Source organism: Vibrio sp. 05-20-BW147 (genome assembly GCF_013369385.1).
GTDB classification, from domain to species: Bacteria; Pseudomonadota; Gammaproteobacteria; order Enterobacterales; family Vibrionaceae; genus Vibrio; species Vibrio floridensis.
On the sequence record NZ_SZTO01000010.1, the window covers coordinates 103,277 to 127,786 of the forward strand.

Below are 24,510 nucleotides of genomic sequence, written 5' to 3' on the forward strand. Positions count from 1 at the left end.
ATGCCATGGGTTAATGAATGGCCACGTTGCCATTAATCAGCTGCTGAGCATATTCGATGGTTTTGGCTAAACTGCTCTTTAACGTCTCGAGTTGTTGCTCTGTAGGTTCACTCCCTTCTTTCATCGCCATTTCAATCTCCATCGACACCACTTTCAGCTCGTTCGCACCCAAACTTGCGGCAACGCCTTTCAGACTATGTACAATTCGCTGTGCGCTCTCTCTGTCGGTTTGCATGGCTTCAAGAAAGTGGCGATGCTCATTAGAGTGATCTTGCACAAACACTTTCAATAACAGCAATACTGACTCTTTATCGCCAGAGAGTGAATCCATCATCAGATCCACGTTAATGGGCAACAAGGATGCGGGTTCCTTAGCCAGAGATTCCGTGTGACTTTGTGCTAAAGGTTCCCTTTCTGCTGGCAAAGGCGTCGTTTGTGCCAAATCTGCCATGGGTAACAAAGAGTCCGTTCGAGACGCTGAATCTGTGTTGTTCTCTCGTTTCGCACTCGCTGCTATTTTGTTGCCGTTCTCTTCTGTCTGTTTAGACCCAAGCAGTAACCCCAATAGCCCAAGAAAACCAAGCAAGCTGCTGATCACCACCATCGCCATTGCTCGATAAACTAACCGATGGTATTGCTCTTCAAGCCAAGATTGCTGGTTGTAAACTTCATGATTGCTTATTTGGTGAACCAAATGATTTATTTCTGCATTTCTCCCCAACACGATGGCGGTTTGAGCAAGCAGCTTCTGAAAAGGCACTCTTTGTTCATCAGGTAAGGAGGCTGAAGTCAGTACCAAATCATCAATATCTTTGAACACAGCGGCGATACGTATCGAACTGCTTAAAGTGGCTTCTGATACGTAGGAACCGAGCAAAGCAAATAGTAGTAAACCTTCGTTTCTCGCGTATTGATTGCGTTGATCACGAATCTCTGAAACCAACGCCGACAACTCACTTTCAATCTCGAGCATGGCGTTAACACTGTCGAGATAACGATCGGTGGAATGAAGAAACTGGGAAATGTCTGGCGCAAACAGGGAATCAACGTAGTTGGCTTGCAGTTGAATTCGAAGGGCATAAATGAGTTGTATATCCAGTGAGATTTCGTCTTGCCGTTGAATACGCTGCTCTCGATCGTAAGTAAATGATGCATGAACTTCTTCAATTTTATTGCCAATTTCTTCAATTGCATCGACGACCGTGCGCATATTGGTCACTTGAATAAAAATGAAAGAAACAGCGCACAACCAGGCTATGAAAATGCCTAATGAGTAACGAAATGCCCGCGAGCGGCTCAACCAAACCATGTTTCATCCTTGTTCAGAAAAACTCATTCCTTTTTAAGCTTATAACACTAACAGCTAACATGTTGTGAGGGCACAAAAAAAGAGAGCATTCGCTCTCTTTTTTTGAATGGTATGGATTAACGATTACGCGTCAGTTGGTCACGCAAGTTTGGTGGTGTGCCCTTAATCGTCAAAGTGTCGGTTTCTGGATCGTAGAAAATGCGCTCACCCAACAGCAAGCTGTCGAAGCTCACGTTAAGACCACCACCCGCGCCAACATATTTGGTCAACTTACGTACTAAACCTCGGTCGGCAGGAAAGCTCTCTTCCAAACCGTAACCTTGCTCTTGAGTGAACTCTAAGAAGCTTGCACCAGATGGGCTTGGCGGTAACTCACCAGAAAGTTCGCGAATTTCCACTTCTTCACCCGCTTTGATCTGGCCGTTACAGTACTCATAGACCTGCTTTTTGTACTCGTTGACTTCTTGTTTTTCCAACTTGGCATCGGTACAGAAGTCATCGAGTGCTTGCATCAATACTTGGTTTTGCTGCTTGCTGTCTAGGCCCACTTCCGCTTGCAAGAAATCGAGGAAAAAATCCGCCACTTTGCGGCCAACTCGACCCTTAATGTAAGAGAGGTAACGGTTGGACTCTTTATCTGCTTCGTACACCGATAAATCAATACGCGCGGCGATATCCATCTTATTGATATCCAAATAATCGGTCGCACTGATATCAAGACCTTCGGTGACTTTCAAGCTCATGTTGAGCGGAAGGATACCAACGAAGAGATAGTTTGTTGCCAAGCTTTGGTACTCAGCAAAGACCAAAATACCTTCATCAGCAAATGGGTATTTCGCCAACTCTTCTTTCAGTCTTACTGCACATTTTTGTGAGAAGTCGTAAAAATTCAGCTCACCGCGCTGCAATTCATTGAGCCAAATCTGAAATTCGCTGTCAGATTGAAAGCTACCAAAGCCTTTTCCAGCTTTAGAATGGAACACTCGGTGCAGCTCAGCGACCAGATTTTCTGTAGAAGAATCATTGACCAGGGACTCAGAACGGTAGTTAACCATTAGCTCATCCTGATCATTTTTACTAAGCTGATGCAGAATAACGTTTGAAAGATGCAGGCTCATAGTATTTTATCTTGCTTCAAGGTTTTAGTTGCGAGGCATTGTAGGTTATCATAGGCCGCTTTTACTATCATTATTAGAGTTTTTATGCCGATTACATCGAAATACACCGACGAACAAGTGGAATCCATTCTGACCGAGATTGGGGCTGTTCTAGACAAACATGGCGCAACACCTGAGCTTTCATTAATGATTGCAGGAAACATCGCAACAAACGTTTTGAATCAACAAGTTGCTGCTTCGCAACGCAAACTCATTGCTGAAAAATTTGCACAAGCACTGATCTCTTCTTTAAAAGAACCAAAAACTCATTAATAACGGATAACAGAATCAGACATGGTTGACAGCGGAAACTCTTACGGCGAGCGCGTATCCAGATTAGTTGGGTGGGGGCACTGGTTCGCGTTTTTCAACATCATTGCTGCGATGTTGATCGGTACGCGTTACATCACTCAGTCCCCTTGGCCAGAAACCTTATTGGGGCAGTTTTACTTGCTTGTCTCTTGGGTTGGGCATTTTGGCTTTTTGGTGTTTGCCTTATACCTGCTGATTCTGTTTCCTCTGACTTTTGTCCTACCCTCACAAAGGCTGTTCCGGCTCACTTCCGTGGTCTTTGCTACTGCGGGTTTGACGATATTACTCATCGATACACAAGCCTACCAAAGCATTAACTTGCACTTGACTCCTGTGGTATGGGAACTGCTGTTTAGCGATGAGAAATCGGCGATAAGCACCGATTTACAACACCTATTTATCGTGCTTCCGTTGATTTTCTTCCTCCAACTCGGTCTCTCTGAATGGGTGTGGAAAAAACAACGTAAGCTCGCGCACAAACACATTGGCCGTCCGATCGCCACGGTCTATTTTGTTTGTTTTATCGTTAGTCATCTGATTTACATGTGGTCAGATGCGTATTTCTACAATCCGGTAACCAGTCAACGCGCCAATTTCCCACTCTCCTACCCAATGACAGCGAAGAGCTTTATGGAGAGACACGGCCTATTAGATAGAGACGAGTATTTAAAACGTCTTGAGGCCAATGAGAAAAGTGTTGAGCTGGTTCGTTATCCTTTAGAACAGCTGACGTTCAACCGTCGTGGTAATAATTTGAATGTCTTGATGGTCAGTGTCAGCAATTTGCGCCGCGATCGCTTGTCTGCTGAACAAATGCCAAATATGTTTGAGTTTGCCTCTAAAAACCAGTGGTTTACCAACCACTACAGCTCAAGTAACGATGGCTACGGTATTTTTGGCCTCTTCTATGGCCTACCGACCAGCTATGCAAGCAGCATTAAGGCGCAAGGCACCGTACCGATCTTCTTAAAAGTCCTCCAAGATCAGGGCTATCAGTTCGGTTTGTTCAGTGGCAATGGCTTTAACGAGCCCTTGTATAGTGAAGTTATCTTCCGTAATCAGAATTTGGCCACACAGCTCGAAGCAGAGAAAAACGCAGAACAAACGGTGACCTATTCAGATGCACAAGCTGTAGACGCGTGGAATGCGTGGCTATCAGACCAAGCTAAATCGCCTTGGTTCAGTTACATCGAAGTCACAGAGCTGGATGATATTGAAGCCGCTTCACTGCCAAGCTCGGCCAACGCAAGCGATAAGTTTAAGCAAGCTTACGATGAGGCGGTGCTAAAAGCCGACAATACGCTACAACGTATTTTTGCAGTCCTAGATGAGCAGCAGTTAAGCGATAACACTGTGGTGATCATCACCTCAAACCATGGTAGTGAGTTTAACGAAACCAAAACCAACAGCTGGGGAGCGAACAGCAATTACAGTCGCTACCAGTTGCAAGTGCCTATGGTCATCCATTGGCCAGGAAAACTGCCTGCACAATTTAGCCAAAGCACCAGTCATTTGGATCTCTCCGTGACCCTACTTCAAGATCTGATGGGGGTCGCGTCGAATCCGGCTGATTTCAGCTCTGGCCGCAATCTGTTTGATGAAAGTAGACGCCGCTGGATTCTCGCTGGCGATACCCGCGAAATCGCGTTGATCACGCCAAATCAAACCACGGTGATCGATAAGTTTGGCAATTTCAAATTGTATGATGAGCACTACCAAAGAGTTCGCGATGACAGTCCGAAGCTGCCTGTTTTAATGCAGGGGCTGACCGAACTGCAGCGTTTCTACGCGAAAAGTAACTAAACAAAGGGCCACTCAAAACGAGTGGCCTTTTTTATATCCTCAGGTTGGTGACCTGTCATTTTGCAACCTATGGGTAACTTTCGTGAATATTCTGTCAATTTCTTATCAATCAATTTGCACCGACATGAAATTAGGCGCAGACTTTTCCGTCGAATTCCATCGAATATGAGGCGCTCATGAGACGAGCAGAAAAACAATTTGCGGTGATTGGCTTAGGCCGTTTTGGTCTTGCGGTGTGTCAGGAACTCACGGATTCCGGCGCTCAGGTATTGGCGATCGATGTCAACGAAGAACGCGTCAAGTTAGCTGCAAGCTTCGTTAGTCAAGCTCTGGTGGCGAACTGCACTCATGAAGAGACGATGGCTGAGTTGAAATTAAATGACTACGACATGGTGATGGTCGCGATTGGAGCGGATATGAACGCCAGCATTTTGGCCACTCTGATTGCCAAAGAAGCGGGCGTCAAATCCGTGTGGGTCAAAGCTAACGACAAGTTCCAAGCTCGAGTTTTGCAAAAAATCGGCGCAGACCACATCATCATGCCGGAACGCGATATGGGGATCCGCGTGGCGAGGAAGATGCTCGATAAACGTGTTCTCGAATTTCACCCACTTGGCAGTGGTTTGGCCATGACCGAATTTGTGGTTGGTTCACGCTTAATGGGCAAAACCCTTGGCGAACTGGCTTTGTGTAAAGTCTTCGGCGTGCAGGTACTTGGGTTTAAACGTGGTCCCGAACTGGTCAAAGCCCCAGAGTTAGATGTCGAACTCGAAATTGGTGACATGATCATTTTGGTTGGCCCACAAGATGCGTTGGCAAACAAACTTAGCTCACTATGAATCCTTTTTCTTCTAACAACGGCTTGTTTTACCTTGCCGATAAAGCATCGAAACAGAGCAAAGGGAATGAGCCTCGCATCATTCTGCTTAGTTTTTTGGCCGTGCTATTACCCTCCGCAATCCTGCTGACATTGCCCGTTTTTTCTGTCTCGGGCTTGTCGATAACCGATGCGCTTTTTACCGCAACATCCGCCATTAGTGTGACTGGACTTGGTGTGGTGGATACCGGTGAACACTTCACCTTAGCAGGAAAAATCTTGCTGATGCTGCTGATGCAAATCGGTGGTTTGGGACAAATGACGCTTTCAGCTGTCCTACTTTATATGTTTGGTGTAAAGCTGAGTCTTCGCCAGCAAGCGTTAGCCAAAGAGGCGCTCGGCCAAGACAGGCAGGTGAACTTGCGCCGTTTAGTGAAGAAAATCGTTATTTTCGCCTGTGTGGCAGAGTTGATCGGTTTTGTGTTGTTGGCGTTTCGTTGGGTGCCGGAAATGGGCTGGCAAAGCGGGCTGTTTTATGCCCTTTTCCACGCTATTTCTGCATTTAACAATGCAGGCTTTGCGCTCTTTTCTGACAGTATGATGAGCTTCGTTGACGATCCCTTGGTGATATTCACCCTCGCTGCACTGTTTATTTTCGGTGGCTTGGGGTTCACTGTGGTGGGGGATGTGTGGATGAACTGGCGACGCGGTTTTCACTTCCTGCATTTGCACACCAAAATCATGTTAGTCGCCACCCCTGCACTGCTCATGATTGGTACGCTGTTGTTCTTCGTCTTAGAGCAACACAATGCCAATACGATGGGCGAGTTAAGTGTTTCTGGGCAGTGGCTTGCCGCCTTTTTCCAATCCGCCAGCGCGCGAACAGCCGGATTCAACAGTGTCGACCTCGCCCAGTTCACGCAACCGGCGCTGCTGATCATGATCATCTTGATGCTGATTGGTGCGGGCTCCACCTCGACTGGCGGAGGGATCAAAGTCTCCACCTTCGCTGTCGCGTTTATGGCGACCTGGGCGTTTTTGCGTCAGAAAAAACATGTGGTGATGTTTAAGCGCACCGTAAACTGGCCAACCGTGACCAAATCTCTCGCGATCATTGTGGTCAGCGGCGCGATCCTTACCACGGCGATGTTCTTACTCATGATCACCGAGCAAGCTCAGTTTGACAAAGTGATGTTTGAAACCATCTCTGCGTTTGCCACGGTCGGTTTAACGGCAGGCTTAACCGCTGAGCTATCAGAACCAGGCAAGTACATCATGATTGTGGTGATGATCATTGGTCGAATTGGGCCACTAACGTTGGCTTACATGCTGGCAAGGCCGGAACCCACCCTGATCAAATACCCGGAAGATTCCGTATTGACGGGCTAGCAAAGCACGCACAACATCTCATTTTAGAAACGGCGTTTCGAAAAATGACTAGCGTTTACTTTCGCGAGCAGTAAAATCGTCGCAAACCAGTAAAACTGGTTTGTGACTTTTATTTTCTTTTTGGGGGTAATCACCGTGTTTGTCGGTAAAACAACAGAGCTCACCTTTGCATCTTGTCTCTCTTCAAATCTCAAGCAAATCATTGCGCAGGTGTTGGCTAAACTGGCTGAGCCCATTGCAGATGGGCGTCATGAGTTAGACGGCGACAACGCGTTCTTTCTGGTCATGAGTGACCATACTCAGCCGCTCGCGTTAAGAAAATCAGAATGCCACCAGCGCTACCTCGACGTACAAATTCTGTTAAGCGGGAAAGAGACGTTCGGCTACAGCTTACAGCCTTTCGCTTCCATTGAAGAAGATCACCTTGCCGAACGTGATTTGGCGTTCAGCCGCCAGGTTATTGATGAGCGCTTTGTTACATTAAGTGCAAATGAATTTATTGTGTTCTACCCTGGGCAACCTCATCGACCACTTATCGCGGTAGAAGGAGATGGCGAAAAGGTGAGAAAAGCCGTTATAAAGGTCGACATGTCCCAATATTAAAGAGTTCCAGCCTTGCGGCCTCCCCTTTCACTCAGGACATTACGTGCTCAAACGCGATGTTCTGAGAACTTATACTTGCTCCAACTCATCGCAAAGCCCAAAATGAAGCCGTTAATCCCAAGATAAAAGGAGATGGTTTTGCGCCTAATCGTTCTGCTATTGAGCCTGTTTGTGCTGCCTTCCTGCACCTCTGTCGATCGTCACCAGCAAGCAGAAAAGACCATCACTCACCATTTTGGCTATCAAACTGATTCCCGTTTGTCGACCTATCTCAACCATCACCCCCAAGATAGAGAATCCCTCACTGCTTTTTTCCCACTCGAAAGAGGGCATGATGCACTGCTTGCTCGCTTAGCCCTTATCGAAGCGGCAGACAAAACGCTCGATTTGCAATACTACATTTTTCGCGGTGATGAAACGGGCCAATTGATCACTTGGCGGCTCTTTGAAGCCGCAGAGAGAGGCGTGCGTGTGCGCGTGCTACTCGATGATATGCAAAAGCACAATGATCAAGGGCTGGCGCAATTAAGCGCCCATCGCAACATTGAAATACGTTTATTCAACCCACACCAGTACCGCAACGCCCGTGGTCTTGCGATGGCCAGCGATTTTTCCCGCCTCAATCGACGCATGCACAACAAATCACTCACCGCCGACAGCGTACTGACCATTGTTGGTGGCCGTAATGTGGGTAATGAGTATTTTTCATTCCATTCACCAGTAGAGTTTGGCGACTTTGACTTGATGCTTTACGGCAATAGTGTTCAGCAAACCGCTGACCAATTTGATCTCTATTGGAATAGCCTTCATGCCATTCCCATTGAATGGATTGTGCCAAATAGTGCAGCCATCACTCAGCAAGAGGTGGCCCAGTGGCTAGTCGATAGCCAACTCGAAGCGCAATTCACCGATGGGCAATATGACTTTACGCGTCTTGCGCTTTATCAACAGTTCACAAACAAAACGCTGCCATGGTATTGGGGAAAAGGACAAGTTTGGTACGACTTGCCCGACAAAGTTGAAAGCCAAAGCCACCAGTTGGCCGAAAACTTGGTTTCTCTGCTGAAAAACGTCGAGCACTCACTGGTACTGATTTCCCCTTATTTTGTACCGACAGAGCAAGGCACTCAAGCCTTGGTTGCGGCTGCTCAGAGAGGCGTTGATATCACCATTGTGACGAATAGCCTTGCTTCTAACGATGTGTTCGCGGTGCACGGTTGGTATGCTAAATATCGTCAGCAGTTGGTCGAAGGGGGCATCAAACTTTGGGAGACCAAAGCCAGTGCAAGAATTGATAGTAAGTGGTCGCTTACAGGAAGTAGTCGCTCAAGTTTGCACGCGAAGGTGATGCTGATTGATCACAAAATGTTATTTGCGGGTTCCATGAACTGGGATCCACGATCGGCACTGCTCAACACCGAGATGGCTGCCGTGATTGAACACCCCGACTATGTGCAAGCATCAGAAAGCAAACTGCCGCAGGATCTTAAGCAAAGCGCTTACCAAGTGATGATGCACCAAGGAAAAATCGCATGGTTTGATCACGTAAGCCAAACTTGGCTGAACACCGAACCCGAAGCCTCCATTTGGCGACGCTTCGGTGCGTGGTTTGCAGGGGTATTGCCGATTGAGGAACAGCTATAACGACGATGAGAACGAAACGTCCATAGCCGCTTGTATCAACTGCAAATGCAGTGGCACCAGCGCTTCATGATCCGTGCGATATCCACCACCCACCACCGCGGCAACCGGGATCGCATTGGCTTTGGCCTGCCCAAAGAGAAAAGCGTCACGTTGATACAAAGCGTCGGTGGAGACGTTGAGATATCCCAGCTCATCTTCATGATGAATGTCGACACCGGCATCGTAGATAATGAGATCCGGTTGATGGAGACGTATTGCCATCGGAACCACCTCTTTAAACGCCGCAAGAAACGCCTCATCACCACACTCTCTTGGCAAACCAATATCGAGATCAGAGTCCGGCTTACGGGCAGGAAAGTTCTTATCACAATGGAAAGAAAGCGTCACAATGTCGTCGCGCTGTTGGCATAAAGTTGCGGTTCCATCGCCATGATGCACATCACTATCGATGATCAACACTTTGTCGACGCTGGCGTGTTCCAACGCTTTGTGTGCAGCCATCACGAGATCGTTGAACAAGCAAAAACCACTGCCATAGTCGAAATGGGCATGGTGATAGCCGCCACTAAGATGAATCGCAACGCCATGTTGTAAGGCTTTTTCCGCTGTCAGCACAGTTCCTGCGGTTGAGGTTAACGTGCGTTCAATCAGTTGTTCACTCCAAGGAAAACCAATTCTGCGCATTTTCGCCGCAGGCAATAGACCCGTCGTCAGCAGATCCACATATTCTTGTTGGTGAACTTGCTTGATGGCTTCAATCGATAACGCTTCTGGCTGATAAAAAGCAAATGCCTGCTGCCACTCGAGATGCTGTTGCTGATATCGACACACCGCTTGATAGAGATGGTGATATTTCATGATCGGGTAACGATGCCCCTCTGGCAGGGGCAACTGAGAGTAGATTGGGTGATAGATCAGAGGGATGCTCATCATGGGGTTTAAGCCGACTTGTTGGTTCTTTTTTGGGTCGCGGTTGACGCCGTTTTCTTGCTGCTACTGGCGCGTCTCTTGCGCTTAAACGCTGGGCGCTCCACTGGTGGCAGTTGACGAAGCGAGCTCGGTACGGGTGATGTTTTGACCTGCTGCATTAATTCCGAAATACGCTGTTGTAAGGCGGCCATAAATGGCTGGTAGGCTTGGTTGCGTTCAGCCATGCCTTGCAATTGGTGCTCCCAGTGAGCCGTCATATCCGGATAAGTTGATTCTTGTGGCAACGCATGGATCAACCCTCTCCCTGCTGGAGTACTAAGAATGGCTTTGCCTTGTCGAGAGAGTAACTGACGTTTAAACAGAGTGTCGAGTATGCCCGCTCTGGTCGCTTCCGTACCTAATCCGTCGGTCTCTCTTAAGATTTTTTTCAGTTCTTTATCACTGACGTAACGTGCAATTCCCGTCATCGCCTGCAATAAGGTCGCTTCGGTAAAGTGCTTTGGCGGCTCGGTTTTACAGTCTTTAATTACCCCTTCTCGGCAGGTGAGCACCGTGCCTTTCGCAAGAGGTGGTACAGTATCCGCGCCGTCCTCTTCTTTTTCTGTTGCTCCCGTGAGTGCTTTCCAACCGGCAAATGTCAATTGGCGACCTTTCGCAATAAAGACACCACCAGCAATCTCAAACACCAGTTTGGCTTCAGCGTATGTGGCTGCGGGATAGAACTGCATCAAATACTGTCTGGCGATCAATTGATAGATCTTCATTTCGTAGCCAGACAGCGCGTTAACACTGGCTTGTTTCGGCGTGGGGATAATCGCATGGTGGGCTTCGACTTTGCTGTCGTTCCACGCTTTCGATTTTAAAGAAAGATCAGCGCCACTCACCGCATCGGACAGCTCTTTCGCATTATTGGCAATGGCTTGGCTGACACTGGCGGCTTGCACATAATGTTCTTTAGGCAGATAGCGGTTATCCGAGCGTGGGTAGGTGATCAGTTTGTGCTTTTCGTACAGTGACTGACACGTATCCAGCACCTGTTGTGCACTCATACCATAGCGTTTAGCCGCATCAATTTGCAGCGCCGACAGCGAATAAGGCAAAGGCGGGGCTTGCTTGGTCTGCTTATGTTCTGATTCCGTCACGGTAGCGGGTTGATTAGCAATACGACTGGCAACGTTTTCCACCAGTTTACGACTCAAGACTCGCCCTTCTTCGTCTTGCCAAGGCTGGCAAGCGTCGCTCGGTTTCCAACGTGCTTTGATGTCAAACGGTTCACTGCCATTCTGATAAGGGATCAGCGCGTGAAGAGTGAAGAAATCACGCGGAACGAAATTCTCGATTTCCTCATCACGGCGCACCACCAGCCCCAATACCGGCGTTTGTACTCGTCCGACAGACAGCACACCTTGATAGCCTGCTTTTTGCCCCAGCAAAGTGTAAGCGCGTGACATATTCATGCCATAAAGCCAATCAGCCCGTGAGCGTGCCAGTGCAGAAACCGACAGTGGGATGAAATCACGATTGCTGCGCAGACTATTCAACGCACGCTTAACCGCAGGCAGGTTTAGATCGCTGATCAACAGTCGCTGGGTTTGTGCTTTTTTGGTTTGGCTCAGTTTGCAGTAATCCAGCACTTCATCCACCAGCAATTGCCCTTCTCTGTCAGGGTCGCCTGCATGGATCACTTCACTTGCTTCTTTTAGCAGCTTGCGAATCACGGTCAATTGTTTACTGGCCGATGGACGTGGGCGCAGTTGCCATTGCTCAGGGATGATGGGCAAATCCGCCATATTCCATTTTTTATAACGTTCGTCGTAAGCGTCTGGCTCAACTTGCTCCAGCAAATGTCCAATACACCACGTCACGATGTCACCATTGCCACAGCGAATAAAGCCTTGTTCTTTCTTTTGAGGATTGGGCAATGCGGCAGCAATCGCGCGGCCTAAGCTGGGTTTTTCAGCGATAAACAGACGGGTCATAACAAATTTTTCGAGCTCAACAAACAAAGGGCCACATTAGCGGATGTGGCCCTTAAAAATCAACAAAAACTGTATGTATAGACAGTTATAGATACTCAACAAATTTAGCCAGATCACGCTCTGGCACTTTCATCGCGGAACATTCTGCGCTGCCCAAGTAGAGGAAGCCCACAATGGCATCGTCTCCCTGTAAGCCAAACGCTTGTCTCACTTCCGTATCGAACATCCATTCACCCGAACGCCAAAAACCTTGGAATCCTTGAGCCACAGCCGCCATTTGCATTGCTTGCACCGCACAACCCGCGGAAAGATGCTGTTCAAATGCCGGGACTTTTTCACTCTCGGTCACTTTCGCAATCACGGTGATGACCATCGGCGCACGAAATGGGGCATTTTTCACTTTTTCCACCACCGATTCTTCACTGCCTTTGGCCTGTGCCGCCTTCACTAGGATGTCTGACAGCTTATGCAGGCCAGAGCCTTGCGCGATGACAAAGCGCCAAGGCGTCAGCGCGCCGTGATCTGGGGCTCTTAATCCCGCACGAATGATATTTTCAAGTGCTTTGCCTTCTGGGGCTGGAGCGGCCAATTTACCAATAGAGCGACGATTAAGTAGAAGATCGAGAGCGTCCATCCAAGAATCCTTATAGTGGTATCGATTTGCGTTTACACTTTAGCATAGTTCACTACGCCATATAACCGCCTGTTTATTGTGGAAATTCACGATTTACGCAAGAACTGCTCAAACAAAAATACCGCGAATCACTTCGCGGCATTTTTTATGTTCAAACCTTCACCGATTAAAGTTTTGTCGCAAGCGTGACCCCTTGCTTAATCGCGCGAACCGCATCCAGTTCTCCTGCGTAATCGGCCCCACCAATCACATGCAGTTTATCGCCAAGCTCATGCCATTTGTCTTCAAATGGGCGAACCGATTCTTGCCCTGCACAAATGATGATGGTGTCGGCATCAAGCAACTGCTTCTTGCCATTGACGGTAATTTCCAATCCTTCAGGCTTGATACTGTCGTAGCTCACGCCCCCGAGCAAATTCACGCCACGTTTTTCCAATGTGCGCTTGTGAATCCAACCTGTGGTTTTTCCCGGACCTTTGCCTACCGCGCCTTTACGACGTTGCAGCAACCACACCGTTTTGTCACTCATCGCATCCGGGAATGGGTACAAGCCACCCGGTTGCGTCATTTCTTTATCGATGCCCCACTCTTGTAGCCAGTCGTCTAGGTTGTGCTGAGCGGGTTCTGTGACCATGCTCGCGACATCGACACCAATTCCCCCAGCACCGACAATCGCTATCTTGTTGCCGACTGGGGTTTTCTCTCGGATCAATGTTTGATAATCGATCACTTTACTGCTCTCGGTTAAGCCGTCGATATTCACTTTGCGCGGTTCAACCCCTGTGGCAAGCACCACTTCATCGTACTCTTTGAGCAGCTCTAACGTGGCGTCGGTATCGAGGCGTAAGTTCACCCCTGTTTCGTCAATCATATTGGCGAAGTAGCGAATGGTTTCACGAAATTCTTCTTTGCCAGGGATCTGCATCGCGAGGCGGAACTGACCACCAATACGATCATTTCGTTCAATCAAATCAACACTATGACCACGTTGCGCCAAGGTGGTTGAACACGCTAACCCAGCAGGACCTGCGCCCACCACCGCAATGCGTTTTTTCTCACTCGCAGGCGTCACCACCAACTCGGTTTCATGACACGCCAGTGGGTTAACCAAACAGCTGGCTCGTTTGCCCTTGAATACGTTGTCCAAACACGCCTGATTACAGCCAATACAGGTATTGATAAGGTGAGATTTCGCTTGCTCAGCTTTGGCAATGAAATTCGGATCAGCGAGGAAAGGTCGCGCCATCGACACCATGTCCGCTTGACCAGAAGCGAGAATGCGCTCTGCTTCTTCTGGGGTGTTGATTCGGTTGCAGGTCACAATCGGCACAGAGACATGCGGCTTCACTTTCTCAGTAACCCAAGTGAAGGCGCCACGAGGCACTTGCGTTGCGATTGTCGGCACTCGCGCTTCATGCCAGCCGATGCCAGTGTTAATGATCGTCACCCCTGCATCTTCGAGCGCTTTGGCGAGCATAATCACATCTTCAAACGTGCTGCCTTGCTCCACCAAGTCCAACATAGAAAGGCGGAAAATAATGATGAAGTCACTGCCTACCGCTTTGCGTACCGCTTTGACGATTTCCACAGCAAAGCGCGTGCGTTTTTTGTAGGTACCGCCCCACTCGTCATAACGCATATTGGTACGCTTACACAGGAATTGGTTGATCAGGTAACCTTCGGAACCCATGATCTCTACCCCATCGTATCCTGCCAGTTGCGCGAGACCTGCACTGTTGGCGAACGCTTCGATGGTTTTGCGAATCTGCCTTGGGCTCATTTCGCTGGGTGCGAACTTCGCGATAGGCGCTTTGATGCCAGAGGCGCTTTGCGCAAAAGGATGCATCGCATAGCGGCCAGCATGCAGGATCTGCAGCGCGATTTTCCCGCCATGTTTGTGCACGGCTTCCGTCACCACTTTATGCGCTTGAGCGTGTTTGGGTTTACTAAATTCCGCACTCAGCGGGTGCAGACGACCGCGTAAATTCGGTGAAAAACCGCCCGTCACAATCAGACCGACGCCACCTTTGGCACGCTCTTCGTAAAACGCAGCGAGTTTTTGTAAGCCTTCCTTATGCTCCTCAAGGCCTGTATGCATCGAACCCATGAGCACTCGATTTCGCAGTTGAGTGAATCCGAGATCCAAAGGCTGTAACAAATGTGGGTACATGGCAGACATGACAAACTTCCATTTTTATTATCGTGGTCAGACCAGAGTATGAGCTCTTATCTAAAAAATCAAACATGCGTTTACATTTTTGTAACACCGATCAATCTTAAGTGAGCTATGCCATTTGGATTATTTGCGTGTTAAGCTTTGATAACTGTTATCTTTTGCATGACTTATTGATGGCGTTGGCGCCAGTTTGGCGATCATATCGATCTTTCATGTGAATGGTTGAGGCATCTCGTTACGGAGAAACAATGAAATCATTATTCAAACTCATCGGTTTGGTTTTTAAAGGAATATGGAAAGCCATTACCTTTGTGCGTCTCGCACTCACCAACCTGATTTTTCTACTGTCTGTTGCGCTTGTTTACTTTATCTATTTCTACGGCCATGACACTCAGCCTCAGGTTGAGCAGCCTTCCGCATTGGTGCTGAACCTATCCGGTCCTATCGTCGAGCAAAGCCTCTACATCAATCCGATGGATTCTTTTGCAGGTTCACTGTTTGGGGAAGAGATTCCTAAAGAGAATGTGTTGTTTGATGTCGTGGACACCATTCGCTACGCCAAAGACGACGAGAAGATCACTGGTTTGGTGTTGTCGTTACGCGATATGCCTGAGACCAACCTCACCAAGCTGCGTTACATCGCCAAAGCACTCAATGAGTTTAAGGCCTCTGGTAAGCCCATTTATGCCATTGGCTCATTTTACAATCAGAGCCAATATTATCTCGCCAGCTACGCAGATAAGATCTACCTTGCCCCCGATGGCGGGGTAATGCTGAAAGGCTATAGCGCTTTTAATCTCTATTACAAAACGCTTCTCGAAAAGCTCGATGTGACAACGCATGTTTTCCGTGTTGGCACTTATAAATCTGCGATTGAGCCGTTTGTGCGTGATGATATGTCACCAGCCGCTAAGGAATCTGCGACACGTTGGTTAACGCAACTGTGGGGAGCCTATGTAGACGATGTGGCGAACAACCGTAAGATTGATCCAAAAACACTCAATCCTTCGATGGAGGAGTTTCTGTCTCAGTTGAAATCCGTCAACGGTGATCTTGCGGCCCTTTCCATCAAACTGGGTTTGGTCGATGAGCTCGCAACTCGCCAACAACTGAGAACACAACTAGCCGAGAAGTTTGGCGCGAGCGGGGATGACAGCTACAAAGCCATCAGCTACTACGACTACCGAGCAACCATGCGCGATAACTTTGATGTGAATGCCGATGATGTTGCCGTTGTCGTCGCCAGCGGCACCATCATGGATGGTCAACAACCGCGTGGCACAGTGGGCGGCGACACCGTTGCCGGATTACTACGTCAAGCTCGTAATGATGACAAAGTAAAAGCAGTGGTATTGCGTGTGGATAGCCCCGGAGGCAGCGCATTCGCTTCGGAAGTGATTCGTAACGAAGTTCAGGCGTTAAAAGACGCTGGCAAGCCAATTGTGGTGTCCATGTCTAGCCTAGCTGCATCCGGCGGATATTGGATCTCAATGAGCGCGGATAAGATTATTGCTCAACCGACCACGCTCACTGGCTCGATTGGTATTTTTAGCGTCATTACTACCTTTGAAAAAGGCTTCAATAAACTCGGTGTCTACACCGATGGTGTTGGTACATCGCCATTCTCTGGTGAAGGCATCTCGACAGGCCTTTCAAAAGGGGCATCACAAGCGTTCCAGATGGGCATTGAACACGGTTACCAACGTTTTATCAGCCTAGTCGGTGATAATCGCGATCTGTCATTGGATGCGGTGGATAAAGTGGCTCAAGGCCGAGTGTGGACCGGCTACGACGCGCTGCAACACGGACTGGTTGATCAAATCGGCGATTTCGATGACGCCGTGGCTGAAGCGGCAAAAATGGCTCAGCTAGAGAACTACAACCTCTACTGGGTCGAAGAGCCACTCTCACCGACAGAGCAGTTTATCCAAGAGTTTATGAAGCAAGTGAAAATCTCTATGGGTGTCGATATTCAAAGCATCCTGCCACCGAGCTTACAGCCTGTCGCCCAACAAATGGAACAGCACGCTTCGCTGTTGCAAAATTTTAACGATCCGAAAGGCTACTACGCCTTCTGTTTGAACTGCGAAGTGCAGTAGAAGTAAGAAGTGAGAGGCATCTGTGTAGCAGATGCCTCTTTTTCTTGGCCAAGTTTTCGCTATAATCGCCGCTCTGTTCCCCTACACCTAAGTGATCACTCACTATGACAAGAAAACACATCTATATTGCCTACACTGGCGGTACTATCGGCATGAAGAAGTCTGATCATGGCTACATTCCTGTCGCTGGTTTCATGGAAAAGCAGTTAGCAAACATGCCGGAATTCCATCGTCCAGAAATGCCGCAATACACCATTCACGAATACGAACCATTGATGGACTCTTCAGATATGACCCCTGAAGATTGGCAACACATTGCCAACGACATTCGTGACAACTATGACAAATACGATGGTTTCGTGATCCTACACGGCACCGACACCATGGCGTATACCGCTTCGGCGCTCTCCTTCATGTTGGAAAACCTTGGTAAGCCAGTCATTGTCACAGGCTCTCAAATTCCCTTGGCGGAACTGCGCTCTGACGGTCAAGCAAATCTGCTTAACGCGCTGCATATTGCGGCCAATTACCCGGTTAACGAAGTCACTTTGTTCTTCAACAATCAGTTAATGCGTGGCAACCGCAGTGTGAAATCGCACGCAGATGGCTTTAATGCGTTTACATCGCCAAACTTACCGCCACTGCTTGAAGCGGGGATCAACATCCAGATCAGCAACAGCATCAAAGTCGGCGCGCAACCAGAAGGCGAGTTCAAAGTTCATAACATCACCCCGCAACCCATCGGTGTGATCACCATGTACCCAGGCATCTCACACGAAGTGATTCGCAACACCTTACTGCAGCCAGTGAATGCGATGATTCTGTTGACCTTTGGTGTGGGCAACGCGCCACAAAATCCAGAGCTATTAGCCCATCTTAAAGAAGCGTCTGAACGCGGCGTGATTGTGGTCAACTTAACGCAATGTTTAGCGGGTAAAGTGAATATGGGTGGCTATGCAACTGGCTGTGCCCTCGCAGAAGCAGGCGTGATCAGCGGTTACGATATGACGCCTGAAGCAGCCTTAGCAAAACTTCACTACCTATTGAGTCAAAATCTGTCTTATGAAGAAGTGAAAGCACAAATGCAGCAAGTGCTGCGTGGTGAAATGAGCTTATAAAGCAAAAACCTAGAACCTGGATCTATTCTAGGTTCTAGGTTCTAGGTTCTAGGTTCTAGGTTCTAGGTTCTAGGTTCTATAACGACTAATCTCGATTTGGATTAACGCGGACAATATCTTCCTGACCCGATTGAAACTGTTTCTTCAACTCCGCCTTTGACTTGAAACAAATCTCTCCACCCGCGGCCACCGACATGTGTTCTGCCTCAGTATTGTGCTTAGATTGATACAACATCACAGCTTGCATACAGGAATCTCGCTGTGTTTGTGAAAGTGGTGTACCCTCTGGCCAACGTCCTGTTTCTACTGCATACGTCAGACGTTGGTAAACTTCTGGTGTCATTGCGCTGAGTAGCTGCTCTGTGTTCATAACATACCTTTACACTAACATTTTGTTCACAGAACATATCTGGATACTAAACTGAGTCAAGAAACAGTAAATAAATTGTTGTAATGGATCACAAGCAAACCACCATGAGAAAGAAAACTTGGCTACTCGCCCTAAGCATGCCGCTGTTCCTCGGTGGTTGCTTAGAAGGCAACAAAACCACAGAAGAGCTATGCCAATCGCAACCAGGGCTACGCTGTGAAAAACTGAATATGGATGACGGGCAGTGCCGCGTTGCACGCACGGATCTTATTTGGCATCGCTTTGAGGTACTGAAAAACCCATCCGACAACAACAAGATTAAGGAATACAAGCTAACCGCCGAGTATCGCAAGTGCTTGGAGTTGGCTTCGCAAATTACGCCCATCGATCAAAGTGCGTTAAAACAAAAACGTTTTAATGCGCTGATGCATAGCATTTCTGAACTTGAACGTATTGTGCAAGAGCTCAGTTCTTCAAGTGAACCTGAAAGCCTCTATTTTCTTTGGAGTCAGACAGGCAACACCAACGCACGTCGTCAGTTTTTACAAATGGAAGGCACCCCAGCGCTAGAAACCGCAGAAATGCAATACGCCTTGGCAACGTTTTATACCACACGTGATCAAACGAAAACGATCCTACTGCTTAATCATTCTTTAGAACTGACCAAAGATGGAAAAGTAAACAAAGATGCATTGAAATCTTTGGCAAGCACGTATCAGGGATTAGGCCAAATGAAACATGCTTATCTTTGGGCGATGATAGCTAAAGAGTTTGATGTGCCCTTAGCTACAGAGCGAGAAATGCAACTGATGTTTGGTTTTCCCCCTGAAGAATATAAACGATTAGACTCTATTGCAGAACAGGCCGCATCGGCGCTCAAAAAAGGCCAATATCGCGCTATGATGATCCCGAATGACTTGTAGCCTGATGCCTCTAGCCGCCATAGGCTTATAATGATGCTTTAGTTCAGCTCTTCGCTCTAAGAGTGGCGCAATCAAACAAAAACCTTCCCAATGGAAGGTTTTTGTCTTTTGGCGATTCAAAGCCATTTTGATTTTTTCAGTATAATAGCGCGACACAATATGACTGAAAGCGGAGAACAGCGTTCGGTGTAATTTTACTCATTAGTTTCAATTTTGTTGAAAATTAACGACACCGAGTTGACACAAAAACGTTCTCCGGTTGTTTTTGGTCCATCAGGAAAAACATGCCCCAAGTGACTATCACATCGAGCACAACGTATCTCTGTGCGCGTCATTCCGTGACTAAAGTCATCTAAATACTGCACTGCTGCCTCATTAATCGGCGCATCGAAGCTCGGCCAACCGCATCCAGAATCGTACTTGTTACTGGAAGAAAAAAGCACCTGACCACAGCAAGTGCATGCATATTCCCCACTCTCTTTATTGTGCAGTAACTTGCCACTAAAAGGCGGTTCGGTTCCTTGCTCACGACACACATGATATTCCTGTTCAGACAGCTGCTCACGCCATTGCTGGTCTGACTTGAGCACAACTTTACTTTCTTTTGTCACGTCACTAATTTCCCTTTTTCTTATTAATATTGACGACTTTTTGTGCAAAAAACTTGCGGAGCATCATGGTTGTAGCACATACTTTCTCACCATTATGTCCTATGTTTTAAAATTGCTTAGAGCACCTGCTCTTGAGTTATTTTACGCCAACTGGCGAGTAGAATAACCGGTTCAAAGTTTAAAAAACGAGCATTTGCAAAGAATTGTTAAAAAAAGCGTCGCTTTTTTTTGACTTTAAACAAGTTAAGTCCGATTATCACTTGCAGATGTTTACTGGATTCTGTAATTTTACTACCAGTTATCTTTAATCAGAAATTAAGTTGTGGAGCAACTATAATGACTATCAAAGTAGGTATTAACGGTTTTGGCCGTATCGGTCGTTTCGTATTCCGTGCAGCGCAAGAGCGCAACGACATCGAAGTTGTAGGTATTAACGACCTTATCGACGTAGATTACATGGCATACATGCTGAAGTATGACTCAACTCACGGCCGTTTCAACGGTACTGTTGAAGTTGAAGGTGGTAACCTGATCGTTAACGGTAAAACTGTACGTGTAACTGCTGAGCGTAACCCAGAAGATCTAAAATGGGATGCAATCGGTGTTGACGTAGTAGCTGAAGCAACTGGTCTATTCCTAGACGACGCAACAGCTCGTAAACACATCACAGCTGGTGCTAAGAAAGTTGTTCTAACTGGTCCTTCAAAAGACGCAACTCCAATGTTCGTAATGGGCGTTAACCACGCTTCTTACGCTGGTCAAGACATCGTTTCTAACGCTTCTTGTACTACTAACTGTCTAGCGCCTATCGCTAAAGTTCTTAACGACAAGTTCGGTATCGAATCTGGTCTTATGACTACAGTTCACGCGACTACAGCAACTCAAAAAACTGTAGACGGTCCTTCTGCTAAAGACTGGCGCGGTGGTCGTGGTGCTTCTCAGAACATCATCCCATCTTCAACTGGTGCAGCTAAAGCAGTAGGCGTTGTTCTTCCAGAACTAAACGGCAAACTAACTGGTATGGCTTTCCGCGTACCAACTGCTAACGTTTCTGTAGTTGACCTAACTGTTAACCTTAAGAACGGCGCATCTTACGAAGCTATCTGTGCAGCAATGAAAGAAGCTTCTGAAGGCGAACTAAAAGGCGTTCTAGGTTACACTGAAGATGCAGTAGTTTCTCAAGACTTCATCGGTGAAGTTCAAACTTCTGTATTCGATGCTAAAGCTGGTATCGCTCTAACTGATAACTTCGTTAAAGTTGTATCTTGGTACGACAACGAAATCGGTTACTCAAACAAAGTTCTAGACCTAATTGCTCACATCTCTAAGTAATTTCTACTTAGTAAAATAAGCACTTAGCGAAGAATTTCGTTAGACAAAAAGGCGACCTTAGGTCGCCTTTTTAGTATCACGGATTTGAGGTTAGCAATGGAGCTTTAGACTCTCTGCAGTGTCTGACTTCACGGTCCGTTTCTACAACGAATCTTATGAAACTGATTGTTAAGGAAATTCAGATGGATCTTAATTCACTTCCGGCGCTGACTGTCCTGTCTGATTGCGTCACCATTGTTGAAAAAGACAATGTCAAAATTGTTCGTGTGATTCACGAGAAAGCAGCCGCAGGGATCTCTTTGTTTGGCGGCCATGTCGTCTCCTACCAACCAGCGGGTCAAGCTGACGTCATTTGGATGAGTGACAAGGCAGTATTTGATGGTAAAACTGCGCTGCGCGGCGGCATTCCGGTTTGTTGGCCTTGGTTTGGCCGTATTGCAGCACCTGCGCACGGCTTTGCTCGCACTTCAGAGTGGGAACTGGTTGAACATCGAGAAAACGACAACGGTGTGATCGTTGAGCTTGCCTTGTTCCCGACAGAAGAATCGCACAATATCTGGCCTCATATGTTTGATGTTCGCCTAGTCGTCGAGATCGGCGATGAGCTAAAAGTCACGCTAAACACACTTAATATTGATGATGAAGCGTTTACTTTCTCGGGTGCTCTGCATACCTATTTGAACGTCGGTGATATTGAACAAACTCAAACCATGGGCATGGGATCTGAGTACATTGACAGTTTGAAAGCGGGCGAAGTCTGCCATGGTGGTGAAGTTTTACAATTGACCGATACGATCGATCGTGTCTACACACAACCTGAGAAAGAGATTGTGGTTAAAGACCCAGTCATTGAACGTACTCTGTGCATTGAAAACCAAGGTCACAATAGCGCCGTGCTTTGGAACCCTTGGGCTCAAGGTGCCGCTGGCATGGCAGACATGAGCGATGACGGCTACAAAACCATGCTGTGTGTAGAATCCACGCTGCATGCAAACAGTATTACTCAAGGCAAAACGCTCAACCCTGGCGAAAGGCACCGATTAATCACTGTGCTTTCTGCACGTTAAACTGACCACCATTCAAAACGCAGTGACAAACGCTCACTGCGTTGGTTATACCATCACCGCAAATGATTAATTACTTAATAAACATCAATTAATTTTATCAATTTTCAGCTATTATACCTTTCATTATTACAATCTAATCTTTCAAACATACATCGTATAGAGGCTGCTGATATCAGCAGATATAATAGTGCTAGAAAAATATAGAAACCAAAGCGTAGGTTTCCAACTGAAGTTGGTCATCACCTTATGTTTACTCATCGCCTTTGGCGGCACCGCCACTCTTGTTTATCGTAATGCATCAGAAGTATTGCTCGAAAATACACTTCGCGAGCACCAATCAAAGGTCGAATCCATGGCTGCCACAATCGCTGGCCAATTTGATGCTTATTTACATACGGCCAAAGTACTGGAATCGACGTTTCGAAATGGTTACTTGGCTGGTGTCTACGTTGAAGACTATCAGGTGGATTTCAACGGAAAGTCACTACGCGATATGACGCAATATGGTGAAAGCCTCATCAACGATACCAAGCTCGTTGACAGCTTTACCCGTGATACGGGTGCTGTAGCGACCCTATTTGCGCCAATTGACAACGATTTCATTCGTGTCTCAACTTCATTGAAAAACCCTGCTGGACAACGTGTCGTAGGTACCTCTTTAGGCTACAACCACCCCGCCTATCAGAAACTTCGCTCGGGACAGCCCTATTACGCACAAGTGAAGTTGTTTGGTGAAAGCTACATTACCTATTACTCGCCCATTCTTGACGCACAGAACAAGGTCACTGGTGTTTCTTTTATCGGCTTACCCGTTCAAAAAGCCACGGAAGATCTCTTCAGTGCATTGAATCAGGTGAAATGGGGGGACACAGGTTACACCATCGTCGTCGATAGCGATGAGAGTAATTTGGGCAAATATTTGCTGCATCCAACCCGCACGCAAGACGACCCATCCATCATCGATACTGCAGATTACGACGGTAACAAGCCTTATGTCGCCATTTTTGAAAACAAAAGTGGCTTGATTCGCTACCGCCATGAGTATCAAGGAACCGTTGGGGAGAAATACCTTGTCTATACTGAAATCCCTGGCTGGAACTGGAAACTTCTTGGCGGCACCTTCATTTTGGAAGTGACGCAAGGAAGTCAAACCTTGCTTAAGCTGATTATCGCGATTGCCACCGCCGTAGCCGCTGCTACGTTTGCGATCCTGACGTTTGCCATCAATCGTAATCTTCACCCTTTGACGACCTTAAATGCTCTGATGGCAAGGCTTGCCAAAGGTGAGGTTAGCATTCAAATTGCCAGCTCGGGTCAGCCTTCAAAAAATGAGATCACCAACCTCACCAACGGCGTCGCCAACATGGCCAATCAGCTCAACATGCTGGTCGGTGAAATCCGTCAAACAGCTGAAACCGTGTATGTCGCGTCACACAGTGTTTCTGAAGATGCAGGCAACAACCTCACTCAGGCAGATCGCCAACAACAGCAGGTAGAACAAGTGGTGACGGCCATTGAAGAGATGGCCACCTCCGCTCAGTCGGTCGCTCAACAAGTGGAGAACATTGCGGATAACGTTCGCAGTGCGAATGAGGATAGTCAATCTGGATTGAGCCTAGTGGAAGGTGTCTGTATTGATGTGGCAGAACTGAATGATCAACTTGATCGCTCTGCCCATGCCATCAAACAAGTCAACACCGACAGCGAAAGCATTCAAACCGTAACGAAAATGATCGATGAAATTGCGGAGCAGACCAACTTACTGGCACTGAATGCCGCCATCGAAGCAGCGCGAGCCGGCGAGCAAGGTCGTGGCTTTGCTGTGGTTGCTGATGAAGTAAGAACGCTTGCTCACCGAACCCAAACTTCCGTCAAGGATGTGGTTCAGATTATCGAGAAACTTAAAGCTTCCACGGGTAATGCGGTGGGACTGATGAGCCAAAGCCAGCAAAGTGCTAATCAAGTGCTTGATAAGGCGCAAGAAGCAGGTAGCGCTCTAGAAGCCATTGCGAGCCAAGTTCACGCCATTGCGGCGCAAGCTGAAGCCATTGCCGCCACCTCAGAGCAACAAGCTCAAGTGTCACAAGAAATTGCGGCCAATGCACACTCGATCAGCGATCTTAACCGACAGAGCCGAGCCACCAGCGCGCAAACGTCTGAAAGTGCTGAAGAGCTGCAAAAACAGGCGAATTCACTTAAATCGCAAGTCGACTTTTTCCATTAATTCGAAGAGCGAG

At 47.5% G+C, this 24,510-nt stretch carries 20 protein-coding genes; 12 read left to right on the forward strand and 8 right to left on the reverse strand.

Annotated elements, in window-relative coordinates:
* Nucleotides 1–10: 10 nt before the first annotated feature.
* Nucleotides 11–1,309 (reverse strand): Hpt domain-containing protein, encoded by a 1,299-nt coding sequence (locus FC652_RS10790; RefSeq protein ID WP_176298567.1) that lies wholly within the window; start codon nt 1,307–1,309, stop codon nt 11–13.
* Nucleotides 1,310–1,425: 116 nt separating this feature from the next.
* Nucleotides 1,426–2,427 carry a nucleoid-associated protein YejK gene (gene yejK, locus FC652_RS10795; protein ID WP_176298568.1) on the reverse strand — a complete coding sequence of 334 codons (1,002 nt, stop codon included), beginning with the start codon at nt 2,425–2,427 and terminating at the stop codon, nt 1,426–1,428.
* Between the two features lie 84 nt (nt 2,428–2,511).
* On the opposite strand from yejK, the gene FC652_RS10800 reads away from it, so the two are divergent.
* The 6 genes from FC652_RS10800 to FC652_RS10825 all read left to right on the forward strand — a co-directional run bounded on the left by FC652_RS10800 (nt 2,512) and on the right by FC652_RS10825 (nt 9,034).
* Nucleotides 2,512–2,739 carry a YejL family protein gene (locus tag FC652_RS10800; RefSeq protein ID WP_176298569.1) on the forward strand — a complete coding sequence of 76 codons (228 nt, stop codon included), beginning with the start codon at nt 2,512–2,514 and terminating at the stop codon, nt 2,737–2,739.
* 21 nt (nt 2,740–2,760) lie between these two features.
* A complete protein-coding gene (locus FC652_RS10805) occupies nt 2,761–4,581 on the forward strand; it encodes a DUF3413 domain-containing protein (protein ID WP_176298570.1) in 1,821 nt (606 codons plus the stop codon).
* A 176-nt stretch (nt 4,582–4,757) separates the two neighbouring features.
* Nucleotides 4,758–5,420, forward strand: coding sequence for a TrkA family potassium uptake protein (locus FC652_RS10810; protein ID WP_176298571.1), 663 nt, complete (start codon nt 4,758–4,760; stop codon nt 5,418–5,420).
* Complete coding sequence (locus tag FC652_RS10815; RefSeq protein ID WP_255199158.1) at nt 5,417–6,787, forward strand: TrkH family potassium uptake protein; 1,371 nt, start codon at nt 5,417–5,419, stop codon at nt 6,785–6,787. Before FC652_RS10810 ends, FC652_RS10815 begins: the two co-directional genes overlap by 4 nt.
* Before the next feature lie 135 nt (nt 6,788–6,922).
* Nucleotides 6,923–7,390 (forward strand): YhcH/YjgK/YiaL family protein, encoded by a 468-nt coding sequence (locus tag FC652_RS10820; protein WP_176298572.1) that lies wholly within the window; start codon nt 6,923–6,925, stop codon nt 7,388–7,390.
* Nucleotides 7,391–7,522: 132 nt separating this feature from the next.
* Nucleotides 7,523–9,034 (forward strand): phospholipase D family protein, encoded by a 1,512-nt coding sequence (locus FC652_RS10825; protein WP_176298573.1) that lies wholly within the window; start codon nt 7,523–7,525, stop codon nt 9,032–9,034.
* Here FC652_RS10825 and FC652_RS10830 read toward each other — a convergent pair.
* The 4 genes from FC652_RS10830 to FC652_RS10845 form a co-directional block, all read right to left on the reverse strand.
* Nucleotides 9,029–9,967: a histone deacetylase gene (locus FC652_RS10830; RefSeq protein ID WP_176298574.1), complete on the reverse strand. Its 939-nt coding sequence runs from the start codon at nt 9,965–9,967 to the stop codon at nt 9,029–9,031. The genes FC652_RS10825 and FC652_RS10830 overlap by 6 nt on opposite strands.
* Before the next feature lie 5 nt (nt 9,968–9,972).
* Entirely contained in the window at nt 9,973–11,943 is a 1,971-nt protein-coding gene (locus FC652_RS10835) for a DNA topoisomerase III (protein WP_176298575.1), read from the reverse strand.
* Between the two features lie 85 nt (nt 11,944–12,028).
* Complete coding sequence (locus FC652_RS10840) at nt 12,029–12,577, reverse strand: NAD(P)H nitroreductase (RefSeq protein ID WP_017790715.1); 549 nt, start codon at nt 12,575–12,577, stop codon at nt 12,029–12,031.
* 166 nt (nt 12,578–12,743) lie between these two features.
* Nucleotides 12,744–14,756 carry an NADPH-dependent 2,4-dienoyl-CoA reductase gene (locus FC652_RS10845; protein WP_176298576.1) on the reverse strand — a complete coding sequence of 671 codons (2,013 nt, stop codon included), beginning with the start codon at nt 14,754–14,756 and terminating at the stop codon, nt 12,744–12,746.
* A 245-nt stretch (nt 14,757–15,001) separates the two neighbouring features.
* On the opposite strand from FC652_RS10845, the gene sppA reads away from it, so the two are divergent.
* Together sppA and ansA are read left to right on the forward strand one after the other, a co-directional pair.
* Nucleotides 15,002–16,852 carry a signal peptide peptidase SppA gene (sppA, locus tag FC652_RS10850; protein WP_176298577.1) on the forward strand — a complete coding sequence of 617 codons (1,851 nt, stop codon included), beginning with the start codon at nt 15,002–15,004 and terminating at the stop codon, nt 16,850–16,852.
* Between the two features lie 104 nt (nt 16,853–16,956).
* Nucleotides 16,957–17,970 (forward strand): asparaginase, encoded by a 1,014-nt coding sequence (ansA, locus tag FC652_RS10855; protein WP_017428836.1) that lies wholly within the window; start codon nt 16,957–16,959, stop codon nt 17,968–17,970.
* Nucleotides 17,971–18,055: 85 nt separating this feature from the next.
* On the opposite strand, the gene FC652_RS10860 is transcribed toward ansA, so the two are convergent.
* Complete coding sequence (locus FC652_RS10860; protein WP_176298578.1) at nt 18,056–18,340, reverse strand: YeaC family protein; 285 nt, start codon at nt 18,338–18,340, stop codon at nt 18,056–18,058.
* A 104-nt stretch (nt 18,341–18,444) separates the two neighbouring features.
* On the opposite strand from FC652_RS10860, the gene FC652_RS10865 reads away from it, so the two are divergent.
* Nucleotides 18,445–19,263: a DUF2989 domain-containing protein gene (locus FC652_RS10865; RefSeq protein WP_176298579.1), complete on the forward strand. Its 819-nt coding sequence runs from the start codon at nt 18,445–18,447 to the stop codon at nt 19,261–19,263.
* A 194-nt stretch (nt 19,264–19,457) separates the two neighbouring features.
* On the opposite strand, the gene msrB is transcribed toward FC652_RS10865, so the two are convergent.
* Entirely contained in the window at nt 19,458–19,874 is a 417-nt protein-coding gene (gene msrB / locus FC652_RS10870; protein WP_176298580.1) for a peptide-methionine (R)-S-oxide reductase MsrB, read from the reverse strand.
* A gap of 336 nt (nt 19,875–20,210) precedes the next feature.
* Here msrB and gap point away from each other — a divergent pair, with 336 nt between their 5' ends.
* The 3 genes from gap to FC652_RS10885 all read left to right on the forward strand — a co-directional run bounded on the left by gap (nt 20,211) and on the right by FC652_RS10885 (nt 24,497).
* Nucleotides 20,211–21,206 (forward strand): type I glyceraldehyde-3-phosphate dehydrogenase, encoded by a 996-nt coding sequence (gene gap, locus FC652_RS10875; protein ID WP_086467326.1) that lies wholly within the window; start codon nt 20,211–20,213, stop codon nt 21,204–21,206.
* Between the two features lie 182 nt (nt 21,207–21,388).
* On the forward strand, nt 21,389–22,273 hold the full coding sequence (locus FC652_RS10880; RefSeq protein WP_176298581.1) for a D-hexose-6-phosphate mutarotase: 885 nt from the start codon (nt 21,389–21,391) through the stop codon (nt 22,271–22,273).
* 187 nt (nt 22,274–22,460) lie between these two features.
* A complete protein-coding gene (locus FC652_RS10885) occupies nt 22,461–24,497 on the forward strand; it encodes a methyl-accepting chemotaxis protein (RefSeq protein ID WP_176298582.1) in 2,037 nt (678 codons plus the stop codon).
* Nucleotides 24,498–24,510 lie beyond the last annotated feature (13 nt).